Origin of the sequence: Photobacterium sp. GB-72 (assembly GCF_003026095.1) — a bacterium.
Taxonomy (GTDB): domain Bacteria; phylum Pseudomonadota; class Gammaproteobacteria; order Enterobacterales; family Vibrionaceae; genus Photobacterium.
Genome location: NZ_PYNV01000004.1, coordinates 50,021 through 66,360 on the forward strand (window position 1 = coordinate 50,021; position 16,340 = coordinate 66,360).

The following is a 16,340-nucleotide window of genomic DNA, read 5'->3' on the forward strand; positions in this document are numbered from 1 at the left end:
CGATGCAAATTCGATTACGTAAACGCTTAGGCGATCTTCTAGTTGATGAAAATATCATTACTCAGCAACAACTAGAACAAGCACTGACAAAACAGCAATCAACGGGACGTAAGCTCGGTGACACCCTAATTAATTTAGGATTTCTTACTGAACAGCAAATGCTGCAGTTTTTGGCGCGTCAGCTTGATGTGCCGCTTGTTGATTTAACACGAGTGCAAGTGGATAGCGAACATGTTGGTTTACTTTCAGAAGTAAATGCGCGTCGCTTGCGTGCGTTAGTTTTAGGTCGGCATGGTGATACGGTTCGTGTTGCGATGAGCGATCCTGCTGACTTAGCAGCGCAAGAGGCGGTGTTTGATCAGCTCAGCCAGTACCGGGTTGAACTTGTGATTGCGCCAGAGCGTCAATTGTTGGCTGCCTTTGATCGTTACTATCGCCGTACTCAAGAAATTGCGTCATTTGCAGAGCAATTAAAAGCAGAACACCAAGATCACCACACTTTCACATTTGGCATGGAAGAGGCCGACAATGAAGAAGTGACTGTTGTAAAACTGATCAACTCATTGTTTGAAGATGCAGTGCAAGTGGGCGCTTCGGATATTCACATTGAGCCTGATGCTGATGTGTTGCGTATCCGCCAACGTATTGATGGTGTGCTGCATGAAAACCTGATTGATGAGAGCAGTATTTCTTCTGCGCTAGTATTGCGTTTAAAGCTCATGAGTGGCCTCGATATTTCTGAAAAGCGTCTGCCTCAAGATGGACGCTTTAACATGATGGTACGAAACCGCTCGGTTGATGTGCGTATTTCTACCATGCCAATTCAACATGGCGAATCGGTCGTAATGCGTTTACTTGATCAGTCCGCCGGTATTTTAAGCCTTGATGAAATCGGTATGCCTGATGATATCGTGCAGCGTTTTCGTCGCCAGCTAAAACGTCCTCATGGCATGATTTTGGTCACAGGGCCAACAGGTTCAGGTAAAACTACGACGCTATATGGCGCATTAAGCGAATTAAATAAGCCGGGTAAGAAACTCATTACTGCAGAAGATCCGGTGGAATACCGTTTGCCGCGTGTTAACCAAGTTCAGGTAAACAGCAAGATTGGGCTTAATTTCTCCTCTATTCTACGCACTTTTTTACGTCAGGATCCCGATGTCATCTTAATTGGTGAGATGCGCGATCAGGAAACCGTCGAAATTGGCTTGCGTTCGGCATTAACGGGTCACCTAGTTTTATCGACACTTCATACTAACGATGCGGTAGACAGTGCACTGCGTATGATCGATATGGAAGCGCCAGGTTACTTGGTGGCGAGTGCCGTTCGTGCAGTATTAGCGCAGCGATTGGTACGCCGTATTTGTAGTGATTGTGGTGAAGATGCGGCTTTAGAGCCGGGACAAAAAGCGTGGCTAGAAACCCGTTTCCCATTCTACAACAATCATGTTTTCCGTCGTGGACGAGGGTGTCATAGCTGTAACTTTACCGGTTACAAAGGCCGTATTGGTGTCTTTGAGTTACTTGAGATGCGCCAAGATATGATGGATGCGTTACGTCAAAATAATGCGGTGCTATTTACCCAGCTGGCGAGAAAGAGTGAAGGCTATAAACCGCTGGTGGAATCAGCAATGGAGCTTGCTTTAGCAGGCAAGACCAGCATTGATGAGGTACTGCTTCTTGGTGAAGGTGAAGTACTGGATGTTCTTAACTAGTAGTAGAGACGAAGATGGCAGTATTTAGCTACCGAGGGCGCGGTGAGAAAGGCCAATTAAAACAGGGAACGATTGAAGCATCAAATGCTAATGCCGCAGCCGATCTCTTGCTGCGTCAAGGTGTGATCCCCCTTGAGATCCGAGAAACGCACGGTAAAGCAAAAGGTCAAGCGTTTGATTTAAGTGCTTTGTTTCAAGCGCAATTACCGCTAGAAGTTCTCGTGATCTTTTGTCGACAGCTATACAGTTTAACCAAAGCAGGTGTCCCTTTATTACGGGCTTTTAAAGGTTTATCGCAAAGTGCGAGTCATCCTTTATTAAAAACAACCTTAGAAGCGTTAACCCTTGATTTGACGAATGGTCGCGCGTTGTCAGTGGCGATGCAGCAACATCCTCGGGTTTTTTCTCGGTTATTTATCTCGATGATCCATGTCGGCGAAAATACGGGTCGTCTTGATCAGGTATTGTTACAGCTTGCGAATTACTACGAACAAGAGATGAATACCCGTCGACAAATTAAGTCGGCGATGCGTTATCCCACATTTGTATTAACGGCTATCGTGATAGCAATGGGGATATTAAATACCAAAGTTATTCCACAATTTGCGTCGATGTTCTCGCGCTTTGGCGTTGAACTGCCATGGCCAACTCGAGTGTTGATTGGAACATCGAACTTTTTTGTTCATTACTGGCCGATGATGATTGGCGTATCCGTCGCTATTTGGTTAGGTATACGATTTTGGCGTAATACGCCAAAAGGTGCCGAAAAGTGGGATAACTGGCGCTTACGTATGCCTATTACGGGAAGCATTGTTAATCGTGCTCAAATGGCGCGTTTTGCGCGTACGTTTTCTTTAATGATCCGTGCTGGTGTGCCTTTAAATCAAGCGATTCAAATGGCAGCGGAATCGTTAGGTAATCGCTTTTTAGAAAACCGTTTGATAGAAATGAAGCAAGGGATCGAAGGCGGCAGCAGTATTTCACGAACCGCTACTAAATCAGGGGTGTTTACGCCACTCGTTTTACAAATGATTGCCGTAGGCGAAGAAACCGGTCAAGTCGATGAGTTGCTGTTAGAAGTCGCTGATTTTTATGATCGTGAAGTGGAATATGATTTAAAAACATTAACAGCTCGAATAGAGCCCATCATGTTGGTTGTTGTGGCAGGTATGGTGTTGTTATTAGCTTTAGGTATCTTTTTACCTATGTGGGGAATGCTCGATGTCGCTAAGGGATCGTGAGTTACAGCACAAAAAAAGGTTACAAAATGTTTCATGGCTAATAATTACATTTATATTAATAAGTGTTTTGTTATACGAATGGCAGCAAGTGCAAAAAAATGCCAAGTTGCTTCAGTTTGATTTAACCCGAAATAATTTGTATCAAGGTGCTGTAAACCTGCGTCAGAACTGGGAGTTAAATAATAGACCTCATTATGACAAGGTTGGTGATATTGCGTTTGAATATACCCAATTAGGATGGCCTATTGTATTGAAACAGGGGGAGTTGGACTGCCCTAAAATATGGTCTTTATTGTCAAATGGAATAGGAAGGCCTGAATATAATTCATTTGGTTATAGAAGTACTGATGATTCAAACAGTTATAATACATGTTTATATGATATAGGCATTAAGAAAAAATTGGCAATATTTTATATTAATGACAAAATACATATTGCCAGTAATTTGTCGCAATAGTGTCGAGTTTCTTACAGTAAGGATAGGGAAATGAAAAAAAACGCCGGCTTTTCGCTTATCGAATTAGTCGTTGTGATTATTGTGCTCGGGATCTTAGCGGCAACCGCTTTACCTCGGTTTATGAATATCACCGATCAAGCTAAGCAATCTGCAATAGAAGGAATGACAGGCGGTTTTGCAACGGCTGTGATTTCAGCAAGAGCACAATGGGAAGCGTATGGTCGCCCTGTTGATAGCGGAAATAAGAATACTGTTGATTACGACGGTACTGAATTTAAATTAACCCAAGAAGATACCACGTTAAATATACGTCCTGGTTATCCGTTTGCGTTAAACACCAGTGCAACAACTGATGTGGTCGATATGACGGCGACGGACTGTTTAGATTTGTTGCAAGAATTGATGCAAAACCCACCGTTAGCAACGACATCACGCGATGATCTAGCGAGTGGCAAAGATTTATTTTTCGTCACAGTTGAAGGCACAGGTGCCGCTAAACAGTGTCGTTATTACCAGCTAGCATCAGCTAGCAAAAATAGCTCTGGCGAAGTGAATCCATTCGCTGGGCATTCTTTTACTTACCAGCCGGCAGTGGGCCGTGTTGAAGTAGATTTGAAATAAATGAAAGGAATCAATATGAAAAGTCAAAAGGGTTTTACGCTTATTGAGCTGGTAGTTGTGATAGTTATTCTTGGTATTTTAGCCGTAACAGCGGCACCTAAGTTTATGAATTTACAGACCGATGCGCGTAATGCTTCGCTAGAAGGTTTAAAAGGTGCTATTCAAGGCGCAGCGGGTATTGCTTACGGTAAAGCGGCTGTGAAAGGCCAAGAGTCTGGCGATGGTGCGATTAGTGTTGCTGGTAGCACATTAGATTTAACCGAAGGTTATCCTGATGCAACATCTGCGGCATTAAGCTTAATTGTTAATGGTTTGCATAGTGGTAATACTGAGTGGAAAGCATTTCAGCCTAAAAATGCAGTAAGCGATACCATTTCATATACGTTTGCTAATCAAAAAGCTGATAACACTCAAGCAAAATGTTATGTGACTTATGCACAAGCTACATCAACATCAGCTGCAACAGTAACTGTCACAAAGTGTGATTAATTTTTATAGTTAGTTAAGGTTTCATTGGAGTTAATATGAAGCGCCAAAATGGTTTTACCCTTATTGAATTAGTTGTAGTGATTGTTATTCTAGGTATTTTAGCGGTTACTGCTGCACCTAAGTTTATGAATTTACAAGGTGATGCGCGTCATGCATCGCTACAAGGTTTGAAAGGTGCGATTCAAGGCGCATCTGGCATTGTTTATGGTAAAGCTGCAATTGAAGGTATCGAATCAACATCTGGTACTGTTAGTGCTGGAGCTGATAATGTCGCAACACTTTTTGGTTATCCGGAAGCAAGTGATAACGGTATTGTAAAGGCGATCGTTGGTACCGGTTCTGATGGTGACTGGGCATCGAAAGTTATTGGTACTGGCACAACAAAGGATGCAAAAGTTGTGTTTGCCCCAAAACAATATTCAACTCAATTAAGTGAAATTTCGGCTGTTGCTGCAGATGGAAGTTCAACAACTCCAGCTAATAAAGTTCCTAAAAATTGTTACTTAGTCTACGTACCAGCACAAAGTGCAACTGTACCTGCAAAAGTACAACTAGCTGATAATGCTTGTAAGTAATTTTAAACTTCGCTTCGTTTCGATGCTATTTAGTAAATAAGAGATAAAAAATGAAAAAGCAACAAGGTTTTACTTTAATTGAGTTAGTAGTAGTGATTGTTATTTTAGGTATTCTAGCGGTAACGGCGGCGCCTAAATTTATGAACCTTCAAAATGATGCGCGTAATGCATCGCTTCAAGGCCTAAAAGGAGCAATCCAAGGTGCGGCAGGTATTATGTACGGTAAAGCTGCGATTAATGGTGTAGAAAGTTCTAATACAGCTACAGAGGTTGATGGAATTAAAACCATATTTGGCTACCCAACAGCAAGTTCAGCAGGTATTGCTCTTGCAGTTAAAGGGTTAGAGTCAGATTCAACTGAGTGGGCTCCTGTCAATGGCTCTACTGGTGCTGAGACTGCTGGTGCATCGATTTCTTATACATTGAAAAACCAAGCAGATAAAGCTAGTGATACTAAGTGCTCTGTAACTTACACTGCTGCAACTTCTGCTGCTGCTGCTACAGTAGTCGTTCATGATTGTGAATAATTAGCAATTAGCTAAAACAAAAGGCGCAGTCACCCGGCTGCGCCTTTTTTGTTTTAATCTGATAAATTATATAACAATAAAATAGGTCATGTTTAGGTGGTAATGTGAAGCAGCAACAAGGTTTTACTCTCGTTGAACTCATTATGGTGATCGTAATTATAGGGATCATCAGTGCCACTGCTGCTGCTCGCTTTTCAGGTCGGAGCGAGTTTGATGCACCGCTTACCCGTGATCAGGCGATTTCTGTTATTCGCCAAATTCAAATATCTTCGATGCAAGGGCATCGCACTCCCTTAAATGTTTCTTCGCCATGTTTAGGCGTCTGCAGTGCCGCTAATTCAGAAACTGATGGTAGCTTGCGTCAATCACAAACCAATACCGAGTTTTCATTGGTTGATGGTGGAAATGCACGTGCTAAGTTGTACTTTAATTTGCTTGGGCAGCCAGTCAATGCAACATCTACGTTAGTGTGTGCTAACGGTTGTACCATTACGATTACGGCAAAAAATAACCAAACCGCCAGCATTTGTATTAATAGCCAAGGTTATGTATATAAAAAGGAAGATAAAGAGGTGTGCAGTAAGTGAATACTCACATAAAACAACGCGGTTTTACCCTTATTGAAGGGATCATCACTATTGTATTACTCGCGATTGCGATGATCACCTTGGTGAGCTTTCTTTTTCCTCAAGTTGAGCGCTCTGCGGTTCCTCAATATCAAGCGCGTTCAGCGGCAATGGCTGATGCGATTTTTAATGAAATATTAGCGCGTCAGTTCGACCAAAACTCAAATCCTAATGGCGACAGTGTTTATCGCTGTGGTGAGGATGATGCTAAAGGAAATCCTAATCCATGTACCTTGCCAGCACGTTTAGGGCCGGATGATTTTTTAGAAGCAACGAATCCAGCAATGGCTAATGATGTCGATGATTTTATTGGCTGTTGGGGAGATACAACGCAGTGCCCTAACCCTTATACATATAACGGCAATAATTATGTTAAACCCAGTTTAACTTCTCGCCGTGGCGAATTAACTGATTTAGTACCCAGTTTATCAACCGCAAACTATACCCATATTCATGCCACCATTAATGTTGAGAATATGTCCGAGTCTCTACCGACTCTGAAGAAAATCACAGTGAATGTGGATGCTGGACGCTATGGTAAATATGACTATATCGCCTATAGGGGGAATTATTGATGGCTAAGCCGCGCGGTTTCACGCTATTTGAAATGGTGATAGCAATTGTCGTGCTATCTATCATTATGATTGGTATTGGTAGTTATATTGCGATTGGTGTAAAGGGGTATACCAATACCGTTGATCGCGAGCGTCTGCAGTCTCAAGCCCGTTTTTTAGTTGCACGTATGACCAAAGAAATCCGTCATGCCGCGCCGAACAGTTTAAGTAATACATCTCATTGTCTGAGCTTTTATCCGATTATTGCTCCAGCGGTGTATTACGATAATTTACCGAATAACAGCAATACGATTGCGATCACTCCGTTACGTTTTTCTTCTAACTGGAGTAGTAGCGGTAATTTTGTTGCAGTGGGCTTTGCCTCATCTGAGCAATATAAAAATAACACCATAACTGTGAGTAGTATTACTGCGCCAGCTTCAAAAGATGAGACGTATCAATTGACATTAACGTCGCCAATCAAGGAGGCATCTTCTCCCGGTAATCGATTATATTTATACAAAGATAAGATCAGTTACTGTCAAGTGGGGACTACTATTGTGCGCAAGGTCAACGATGGTGATGGCATATTAATGGCTGAGAACATCGATAAATTTATACCTAATGTACAAACGGCGGGATTAAACAGTAATGCGATAGCGTTATTTACTATTCAGTATTTAGACTCACGCACTCAAGAAAAGTCAGATTATAACCATAGTGTACAGGTGATGAATGTCTTATAGCAGTTATAACAAGCAACGTGGTAGTGGCTTAATGATAGTGCTGTTCGTCATTATCGTTATGGGGCTCATGGCAATGGTGATGACGAAAATTGGTACCTCTAGTCAAACCATGACTACCAAAGAGGTGCTTGGAACACGAGCATGGTTTACAGCCCATTCTGCCAATGAAGTTGTATTAACTCGACTTTTCCCACTTGGAAACCCATTTCAGAGTGATTCCGATAAATGCATAACTTATCCATCATCTGAAATTGAAAAAATTATGCCGCCATTCCAAAAAGGGTGCCAAGTAATAAAGGTGGTATGTACAACGAAAAAGATTAGGTTATCAAGCGGTAAAACAGTCAATGAGTACCACCTAGAAAGTACAGCTACCTGCGGTAGTCATAACGTGGCGATGACACGTACCCAAGAAGTGTGGGCGAAAGATTTAAATGATTAAAAATTTTGTTTTTTTTATCTCCTTAATGATGTTGAGCGGTACGGCGTTGGCGAGTGAAGATGGGCCAGTATTCGACTTTGGGCAAAGTGATATTTCACGCCCCAATGGCTGTATTAACCAAGAATGTGAAATTGTCTTAAATAAAGAATTTACAACTAAACCGTTAATTTTCCTCATGCCGACCATTACAGATAATGGTCTTGATGCACCATCATCTTTAAAGATTACCCGAATTTACAAAAAAGGTAAGACGTATGCATTTGGGGTAAGACAGGTTTATCCGAAAGTATCGAATGCAATTCGTTTAGAAGATGAGGATAGTCTTTTAGGCTCTTGGGAGTCATGGGAAGCGAAATGGCATCATTTTAAAAATAAAACCTATACCTTATATCGTATTCCTATGCGTAAAATCACCTATTTTGCGATGGAAAAAGGCACCATTGCATTAGGCAATAATGGTCGTATTACTGCGGCAGAACTGACAGTACATAAACAGCTTGATGCTAAAGATCCTAAATTTCAAACCGGTAAAGGTGATATCGATTACGGCAAATTAAATCCATTAATAAAGAAAGGCAAAGTAACGCCGGTTACGATTCCTAGTGGATTTAAAAGTAAAACACCTGGAGGAATCGCAGAAATTCAGCCAAGAAATAAACCGTCTGTTATTTCGGCTACAGGTACAGAATCAGAGTGGATAACGCCGTTTATTATTCGTGGCACGATAAATCAAGGTACGAGCAATAATGGCCATTTTTATTTAGGCGTGGATAGCTCTGAAACTCAATATGTGCTTAATCATAATGTGACGATTGGTTATTTATTAGTTGAAGGTAGTGGTTTATACAAAGGGTTACAGTTTGCTTTAGGTCCAGCAGAAACGCCCAATACCCTAAAAGGGAATTATCATGGGATTGAAAAGATCACTAAGCCTGTTACGGAGCAATGTGCAGGCTTTACTGATTTAAAAGGCAGCGATTTTGATTTTTCGGATCAGTCAAAAAATCCCATCTTAGTGATTGCCTCTAAAAACTCCCGTTTAGGACCTAACGGAGGGTGGATCCGGTTATGTAAAAATCAACAAAAGCCGGGTAAAGATGTTCTTGAAGTAAGCTTTGTTACTGATGAAGACTTAAATGAGCATACTAACCCAGAACGTCAACATGCCAATGAGATGGTTGGTTTTATGGCTTTCCAGCGTCGTGCATCAGAAGAAGTCTGTAATGTATTCCCAGGTCCTGCTCAGACATGGCAAACCTCTACTGGCGCATTTAACGCTAGCCATAATGTCTTAATTAAAGGTTCAGCCGTAAAAGAAGGCAAACGCTATATAGGTTTTAAGACAATTAATTCAAGTGGTGGTGAGAATAATTACTGTAATGGCGAAGAATGTCATACGGCTCAGCCTTACCCGAGCTTATTTGCTAAAAAACAAGTGTTAGATACATGGCCTGCTGTTGATGATGGCGATTTACAATCGCAGCGAGACGTTGGCAATAAAACGGTATTTTGGTTTAACACTATTAATTTAAGTAATAAAGATATTATCTTTCCTACGGGCTCTGTTGTTCATGTGAAAAAGATGAGTTTGATCAGCTCAACCATGAAGCCACTATCTGGGATTGCTGACGATTTACTGATTGTTGTTCATGATTTAAAACCGGTGAATGATATTCTCCATGATTATATTGAGCTAAACAAAGGTAGTCAGATCACAGGCTTAATTTACTCTGAGCGTAATCTTATGATGAGTGATGGCTTGAGTAACCAGATCACGCGAATTACCGGTGCAGTAACGGCGCCTAACATCACGATGACTGGCGATGTGAATAATATAGAAACAGAGATTATAGGTAGTAGTGCCTGTTTTGATCCAGAGCCTGAACCTAAATTTGAACTTACAATCACACCGACAAAAGTCACGAAGACCTTATGTCATGCCCAGCAAGTTGATTTTAATGTGACATCGGAGGATGGTACTAAAGAATTTGATGGTGATATTACGGTTAATATTACCTCATCAACAGGCGGTATCTGGGCGGATAATTCAGCGCTCGCATCTTCTCATCAGTTTACTGCGGGTACACATACATTTACGTTGCCTGTAAAAAATCAACATGCAGTTATTTGGGTATTACCCACGGGGTCGGAGACGCTGAAAATAACGGCAAGTATTGAGTTTATGGCTGGTGATGAACCTAAAGGTCAATATACCTTTATCCCTGGCGGTTTCGCGATTGATCTAAATGATGGCCACAATATCGTGGCGGGAAAAGACGTTACCGCCACAATTAAAGCCATGACATGCCCAACTGGTAAGAATATCAAGCTAGTTGAAAATTATACTGGAACACGGTTATTAGACTTTTCAACGGAATATCAAGCGCCGAAAAAAGCAGCCGATCCCAATAACCCTATTACTGTCGAGATTGTAAAAGGAAAGCATATTGAATCAGCGACAGGCGCATCTAAGCAAGCAAAAGTAGAGTTCGAGAAAGGGAAATCTGAACCGCTTACTTTGCGTTATCGTGATGCGGGTGTTATTGCTTGGCATGTCTCTGATCCAAATTGTACTAGTGATAGCTGCACGTTAACGACAACCAAAACGAAGGAAGCAAAAGCGTTACGTGAGCTGCTGCCTAATGGGTTAACCGGTTCTGTTGCAATTAATGCAAAGCCGTGGATGTTCGCGATTTGTCCGTTAAAGCCTAATGAAGCTAATACATTAGATACAGCAGATGGCACGTCTAAAAGTGGTGAGGGGTATATTGCCGCGGGGTTACCTTTTAATGTGCTGCTTAAGCCTTTAGTGTGGCAGGAAGGTAGCTCCCAAGGAACAGTTATTGATTCATCTGATAATAAATACTGTAGCTATTCTGTAACGGAGAATTTCCTTGCTCCAGATGCGCCAACTATGGGAAATGGGTTGTTGATGCAGGCTCACCTAGCCTCACCTTCTAGTGGCGTTATGGGGACATTTACGCAAGGTCAAATGACAGTAAAACCGACCTTGAAAGGGGTATTACTTACTGGTAATAGATGGTCTGAAGTCGGCAGTATTTGGCTACAGGTTGGGATGAACGATTATATAGAGAATGGCAATAATATTAATCAGAGTAAACGTCAAATAGGGCGTTTCTATCCTAAGTATTTTGCTTTTTCTAAGAATGAAGTAACACCTGCGATAGGTTCATTCACTTATATGGATCAGCCATTTGATGCTGGGTTCACGATTAATGCTTTTAACGCGAATAATCAACCCGTTCAAAATTATGCCTTATTTGATCCGTCTCTTCAGAGTAAGTTTAGATTACAGTCGGGGAATAATAACGGGGGGTACGTACCATTAGATCTACGTTTAAAACAAATGCGCAGTGATAAATCGTTAATGTCTCCTAAAATCGGTGATTGGCAGCAAAATAGCCAAGGTAACTCTGAGGTTGTTTTTAAGCCGTCTAAACTGATATTCCAACGTAAAGAAAAAGATACTAACACCAGTATTGAAGATGGACCGTTTGACCAATGGCAGTTGCGAGTGAAACAAGGTGAAGCGTTTCCTGATCACGTAACATGGGCGGGGGAAGAGGTTAATGCACAAGGTGCACTAGTGGGAGTTAACGATCTCCGTTATGGACGCATGGTATTAGAAAATATCGGTGGTGATATTCGTAAATCACTAGCAGTGCCGTTAAGAATTGAATATTGGGATGGTACAGCATTTGTTAAAAATACGGATGATTCAGTATCGCAGTTTAATGGGGCAAATTACTGTCGCCAAGTGATCAGTATGTATCCTGAAAATAGTAAGAGCAGTGCTTATACATCCGGTAGTGGTAAAGTAATGATGGGCAAAGCCTTATCTGGAGACTTTATGGCGAACCCAAGCCAAATCTCTGGATATGGTACCAGTTCAAATAGTACTACTTTTAAACAACAGGTAAGATTTTGGCAGCGTTTGAGTGCGGTGAAACCAGGGGTAAAAGATAAAAACCCCATTAACTGTTTTGGCGCGTACTCTCATCAACCTTGGCTACGATACAATTGGCGGAATTTAGGTGATGAAGACCCATCGGCTATTGTGACTTTTGGCGTATATCGAGGTAATGACCGAATATTATACCGAGATGAGCCAGGGATCCCTGCTGCTGATTACCAGTAAGTCTTATTTATTCATCAGAAAGCCGAGAGTGTGATCTCTCGGCTTTTTTGTGTGTAATTATTTACTCTGAATGTAGATGTTTGCGTTATTAATAATTAAGATATTAAGTTGAAATTAGTCAAATACCCTTAAGGCACGGACTCGCTTTTTATTTTGGGTAAAAGGATGTTTATGCGTTTATGTCTTAAGTTAATCAACGTTTTATTTTTCAGTTTATTCTTTGCATGGCAAGCGCATAGTGCTCAGTATGAATTTGGTACATTTGATACCAGCACCTGTTCATCATTTATTTTACCTGAATCAGCAAACTCCTATGAGGATCAATCTGGTTGTGTTGTTAGATTAAAAAATGCATATGCGACTAAACCGCTTGTATTTTTAATGCCAACAATACCCAGCGATAATCCAGATAATGACGCCCCTCAGACCCTTGCTTTGTTAAATGTTACAAAAAAATCTTTTTCCGTAGCACAAATAGTTGCGCCACTGTCTAACTCCTATTCGTTATCACGTAATCAAATGCCAGTGATTTCTTATTTGGTTATTGAAGAGGGGGTTACAACATTTGAGGATGGACACCGAGTATTCGCAGGCAGTGTGAATACGAAAAGATATTCCGCAGATGGTAAAAGGTCTTCACCAGCTTATGAAAGAGTGGATCTCTCCTCGTACTCTTCATTGTTGAGTGAATCGCCGATTGTTCTCTCAGAAGTCCAAACGAAAAACAATGAACGCTGGTTAACGACCGCAACTAAAAATATTTCATCAATCGGATTTGACCTAGGTCTTGAAATTACGCGTGTAAATAAACGTGATATTGACGTTGAGGAACATGAGAAAATTGGTTATTTAGTCAGTGTTCCTAATATTGGTGAAACCAATGGTTATGACTATGAATTTTCATCAGGTGATATCGTTTCAAATTCGGGTAAACTGAAGCCATTACAGTACACATGTAATACTCCTATTAATCTTCGTCAAACTTATACCACTGTTCCAAATTTTATCGCCGGGAAGTTGCAGCGCCAAGGTGGACAAGGTGGCTGGGTTCGTCAGTGTAAGAAGTCCTTAACACAGGTGAGTTTTGTTGTTGATGAAGATATCCCACCATGGACGTATATAGGTCAACGCGCACATATAAAAGAAAAGGTGGGCTTTTTTGCTTTCGCTAAAAAGCCGCTGGCCAATAATATTTGTAAATATTTTCTAAGCCCAGCTCAAACATGGCAAGGTAATAGTGATCCGAGTTTACAAATTGGGAAAGATAGTCGACTAATAAATACGGTTGAAATCAAAAATAAAAGGTATGTCGGTTTTCGCCAAGAAAGTATAAATAATTACCTTGATAAAGGTTGTGATGATTCTCCATGTAATGAGAACCAAGATTTAATTGTAAAGAAAGAAAATAAGCCTCAACTTCCTAGCTTTAAAGAAAATAAAAGTAATAATGTCTTTGACGCTGGAAAACAAATTGAACCAGAGATCCCATACAGTGAATATAAAAATTTGTCTGTTAGAGGCGGATCTATAACGTTAAACAAAGAGATGAAAATTGAAACATTATCTTTAGATTCAAATAGTCAGCTAACATTAAAAACGGGCACCTACTGGATTGATAGTTTTATCGTAAATGGTTCTCGAATTGTTATTCCAGAAAATAATAAAGTAGTTATCTATACCAGAGGTTACTCTTTTAACCATACATCAGGAACTAATGGCGCTTTAATTAATGTAGATGGCAGTCCTGATAATTTGGTGATCTACGCCTATAATGAGCCACCAACTTCGACTTTGTTATTTAAAGATTTTAACGCAGTGTCTAACAGCTCTATTGTAAAGGCGCTTATCTATTCAGAGAAGAAAACGAACTTAAGTAACAATGCGATAGTATATGGTTCGGTAACGATTAATCAGATAGAACTAATTAATAAATCAAAAATTATTGGTGAAAGTGAGTGTTTTGACCCTAAACCTGATAATTATATTTTAGAGATTGAGCCATCAACTGCATTTTCATTAACCTGCGATTATTTGCCTGTTACGTTTAGTGTTAAAAATGAAGACGGAACGCTAGCTGACACCTATTCTGGTTCAGTATCAGTAACCACCAATATTTCAACAGCTGGAAAAGCATCGTGGTTTCCAATCAATAGTGAAACGCCTTATAAAGATGTTTCAGAAGTCGCTGACGTTAATATTAAAAATGGTGTTGGTCAGTTGCGGCTTAAAAGTCATGATTATATCGGCAATATAGCGGTTAAAGGACAATTAAATAATTCCCCATCAACCAACACCGTTAATGGTCGTTATACGTTTGTACCGTTTAAATTTGATATTTCGCCAAGTCCAATAAAAGTCATTGCGGGTAAACCTAGGGAAAATATTAAAGTAAAAGTCCTTGCTTGCAAAAATGATCAAGTAACGATTGCAACAGGTTATCAAGGTGATAAACCGTTAGTTATGACGAGTACTTTCTTACAGCCAGCAAGCCAGGGTAATGGCGACTTACAAATAAAGGCTATGAATAGTGACTGGCAAACGTCTCAAGAAACATTTTCTTTTGATAAGGGGTTAGCGACCTTTGCGCTGAAATATCCCGATGCAGGTATTGTAGGGTTAAACCTTGCAGATCCTAATTGCTCGTTATCAACCGGCTGCGATATTTTTTCTACAGATGATGAATTACCAACAGAGTTTGGGAGTTGGAAACAATTAGAAGGCTCTGTTGAAGTGCATGCCCGCCCATGGACACTTGCCGTGTGTCCCAAAAATCAAGATGGTGAATATATAAAAGCAGACGGTACATCATCATCAGGTGAAGGCTTTGTGGCATCGGGTGAGAAATTTGATGTTGATGTAAAACCTATTGTCTGGCGCAATGCGGGATCTGAAACTGCAGATATTAATAGTCGGTATTCAAGTAGCATTGATTTGTGTGAAAGCACAATTACACCTAACTTTTATAAATCAGATGCTCCAGCTGCAAATGTTAAATTATCTATTCCATCAGATCATTCAATAACACCTATGAATGGTGAGCCAGGTGAATTGCAAGGCATTAAAGTACAAGAACATACTAAAGCTTTAACCTATAAAGATTTATCTTGGAGTGAAGTCGGCAGTGTGCGTTTACAAGCGAATACGGCAGCACAATATTTGGGTATGGATGTTAATCAAGGCTATCGCAATATTGGCCGTTTTTACCCTAAATATTTAGAGCTTCAACCTAACCGCATTATATATCCAAACGGACATGATCAATTTGCTTATTTAAGCCAGCCATTTAATGTTCAAGTCATGATTAAAGCGAAAAATGCGTTGGGTAATCAAGTGAATAACTACAACAACTTTGATTTGGCGTATCAAGCTGATGTTGCACTGACTGCGTATGAGGATCCATCATTAACGAGCTTAAATCATCGTTTCTCATATCATCATATAACAGGCTTGACAGAGAAGAGCTTTAAGGGAAACTGGAATCGTGACGTTCAACAAACATGGCTATTAGCACGTAAGGTTATTGCAGCTATCAACCCAACAACAGAGGAAGATGGTCCTTGGTCTTCAAGTAATAGCCGCTTTGGTGGGTATATAACAGAAAATCAAGATCCCATATCTATTCGAAGTAGTACATCGGTTAAAAACGATGTTATCGATACATATACCATCGCACAGTTCGAAGAAACGCCTAATTTACGTTATGGGCGAATGGTTCTAGATGATGCGATCAGCCCATTTGATCAACCTGTTAGTCTGCCGTTAAAGATTGAATATTGGGATGGTAGTGAATTTCAAACCCATACTGATGATAGTGGCTCAACATACAACAGTAATTATTATTGTAAGCTGGCATTACATCCGGGTGATGGGACTAATACATCGACGTTAACAACTAATGTAACGGGAAAGGTCAGCGTTGGTGAAAGCGATGAAATTGAAGCTCATCCACAACTATCACCGCCTGCTAATTATAAAAAACAACAAACCCGTTTTTGGTTACGTATTGCAACCAACACACCAAGTAATATTGGTTGTAGCCAAACCAACAAAAAGCACCAACCGTGGCTAACCTATAATTGGCGAGAATTAGGTGATGAAGATCCATCCGCGATTGTGACATTTGGTGTATATCGTGGGAGTGATCGCATCGTTTATCGAGGTGAAAAAGGGTTAAATTAGGCCTTAGCG

The 16,340-nt window shown here is 40.6% G+C and carries 13 protein-coding genes; all 13 read left to right on the top strand.

Features of this window, described 5'->3' with window-relative positions; genetic code table 11:
- Positions 1 to 2: 2 nt before the first annotated feature.
- Positions 3 to 1,715, top strand: a complete 1,713-nt coding sequence (locus C9J40_RS06835) for a GspE/PulE family protein (protein ID WP_107206507.1) — start codon at positions 3 to 5, stop codon at positions 1,713 to 1,715.
- A gap of 14 nt (positions 1,716 to 1,729) precedes the next feature.
- Entirely contained in the window at positions 1,730 to 2,956 is a 1,227-nt protein-coding gene (locus tag C9J40_RS06840) for a type II secretion system F family protein (protein ID WP_107246298.1), read from the top strand.
- The gene (locus tag C9J40_RS06845) at positions 2,937 to 3,413 is read left to right on the top strand and encodes a hypothetical protein (protein ID WP_107206509.1); all 477 of its coding nucleotides are present in this window, start codon (positions 2,937 to 2,939) and stop codon (positions 3,411 to 3,413) included. The genes C9J40_RS06840 and C9J40_RS06845 overlap by 20 nt, the downstream gene beginning before the upstream one ends.
- A gap of 30 nt (positions 3,414 to 3,443) precedes the next feature.
- Positions 3,444 to 4,034 (top strand): type II secretion system protein, encoded by a 591-nt coding sequence (locus C9J40_RS06850; protein WP_107246300.1) that lies wholly within the window; start codon positions 3,444 to 3,446, stop codon positions 4,032 to 4,034.
- Between the two features lie 15 nt (positions 4,035 to 4,049).
- Positions 4,050 to 4,523, top strand: coding sequence for a prepilin-type N-terminal cleavage/methylation domain-containing protein (locus C9J40_RS06855; RefSeq protein WP_107246301.1), 474 nt, complete (start codon positions 4,050 to 4,052; stop codon positions 4,521 to 4,523).
- A gap of 35 nt (positions 4,524 to 4,558) precedes the next feature.
- The gene (locus tag C9J40_RS06860; protein ID WP_107246303.1) at positions 4,559 to 5,098 is read left to right on the top strand and encodes a type II secretion system protein; all 540 of its coding nucleotides are present in this window, start codon (positions 4,559 to 4,561) and stop codon (positions 5,096 to 5,098) included.
- A gap of 50 nt (positions 5,099 to 5,148) precedes the next feature.
- Positions 5,149 to 5,625 (top strand): prepilin-type N-terminal cleavage/methylation domain-containing protein, encoded by a 477-nt coding sequence (locus C9J40_RS06865; RefSeq protein ID WP_107246304.1) that lies wholly within the window; start codon positions 5,149 to 5,151, stop codon positions 5,623 to 5,625.
- A gap of 104 nt (positions 5,626 to 5,729) precedes the next feature.
- Positions 5,730 to 6,212 carry a prepilin-type N-terminal cleavage/methylation domain-containing protein gene (locus tag C9J40_RS06870; RefSeq protein WP_107246306.1) on the top strand — a complete coding sequence of 161 codons (483 nt, stop codon included), beginning with the start codon at positions 5,730 to 5,732 and terminating at the stop codon, positions 6,210 to 6,212.
- Complete coding sequence (locus C9J40_RS06875) at positions 6,209 to 6,826, top strand: prepilin-type N-terminal cleavage/methylation domain-containing protein (RefSeq protein WP_107246307.1); 618 nt, start codon at positions 6,209 to 6,211, stop codon at positions 6,824 to 6,826. The genes C9J40_RS06870 and C9J40_RS06875 overlap by 4 nt, the downstream gene beginning before the upstream one ends.
- Positions 6,826 to 7,551: a PilW family protein gene (locus C9J40_RS06880; protein WP_107206515.1), complete on the top strand. Its 726-nt coding sequence runs from the start codon at positions 6,826 to 6,828 to the stop codon at positions 7,549 to 7,551. The genes C9J40_RS06875 and C9J40_RS06880 overlap by 1 nt, the downstream gene beginning before the upstream one ends.
- Entirely contained in the window at positions 7,541 to 7,993 is a 453-nt protein-coding gene (locus C9J40_RS06885) for an MshP protein (RefSeq protein ID WP_107246309.1), read from the top strand. Before C9J40_RS06880 ends, C9J40_RS06885 begins: the two co-directional genes overlap by 11 nt.
- Positions 7,986 to 12,152: a DUF6701 domain-containing protein gene (locus tag C9J40_RS06890; protein ID WP_107246310.1), complete on the top strand. Its 4,167-nt coding sequence runs from the start codon at positions 7,986 to 7,988 to the stop codon at positions 12,150 to 12,152. Before C9J40_RS06885 ends, C9J40_RS06890 begins: the two co-directional genes overlap by 8 nt.
- 171 nt (positions 12,153 to 12,323) lie before the next feature.
- Entirely contained in the window at positions 12,324 to 16,331 is a 4,008-nt protein-coding gene (locus C9J40_RS21985) for a DUF6701 domain-containing protein (protein WP_158259547.1), read from the top strand.
- Positions 16,332 to 16,340 lie beyond the last annotated feature (9 nt).

What these genes read in the sequence shown, in the direction of transcription:
- C9J40_RS06845 (WP_107206509.1), top strand. Translation starts at nt 2,937, where the DNA reads ATGTCGCTAAGGGATCGTGAGTTACAGCACAAAAAAAGGTTACAAAAT.
- C9J40_RS06835 (WP_107206507.1), top strand. Translation starts at nt 3, where the DNA reads ATGCAAATTCGATTACGTAAACGCTTAGGCGATCTTCTAGTTGATGAA.
- C9J40_RS06890 (WP_107246310.1), top strand. Translation starts at nt 7,986, where the DNA reads ATGATTAAAAATTTTGTTTTTTTTATCTCCTTAATGATGTTGAGCGGT.
- C9J40_RS06840 (WP_107246298.1), top strand. Translation starts at nt 1,730, where the DNA reads ATGGCAGTATTTAGCTACCGAGGGCGCGGTGAGAAAGGCCAATTAAAA.
- C9J40_RS06860 (WP_107246303.1), top strand. Translation starts at nt 4,559, where the DNA reads ATGAAGCGCCAAAATGGTTTTACCCTTATTGAATTAGTTGTAGTGATT.
- C9J40_RS06850 (WP_107246300.1), top strand. Translation starts at nt 3,444, where the DNA reads ATGAAAAAAAACGCCGGCTTTTCGCTTATCGAATTAGTCGTTGTGATT.
- C9J40_RS06855 (WP_107246301.1), top strand. Translation starts at nt 4,050, where the DNA reads ATGAAAAGTCAAAAGGGTTTTACGCTTATTGAGCTGGTAGTTGTGATA.
- C9J40_RS21985 (WP_158259547.1), top strand. Translation starts at nt 12,324, where the DNA reads ATGCGTTTATGTCTTAAGTTAATCAACGTTTTATTTTTCAGTTTATTC.
- C9J40_RS06885 (WP_107246309.1), top strand. Translation starts at nt 7,541, where the DNA reads ATGTCTTATAGCAGTTATAACAAGCAACGTGGTAGTGGCTTAATGATA.
- C9J40_RS06880 (WP_107206515.1), top strand. Translation starts at nt 6,826, where the DNA reads ATGGCTAAGCCGCGCGGTTTCACGCTATTTGAAATGGTGATAGCAATT.
- C9J40_RS06865 (WP_107246304.1), top strand. Translation starts at nt 5,149, where the DNA reads ATGAAAAAGCAACAAGGTTTTACTTTAATTGAGTTAGTAGTAGTGATT.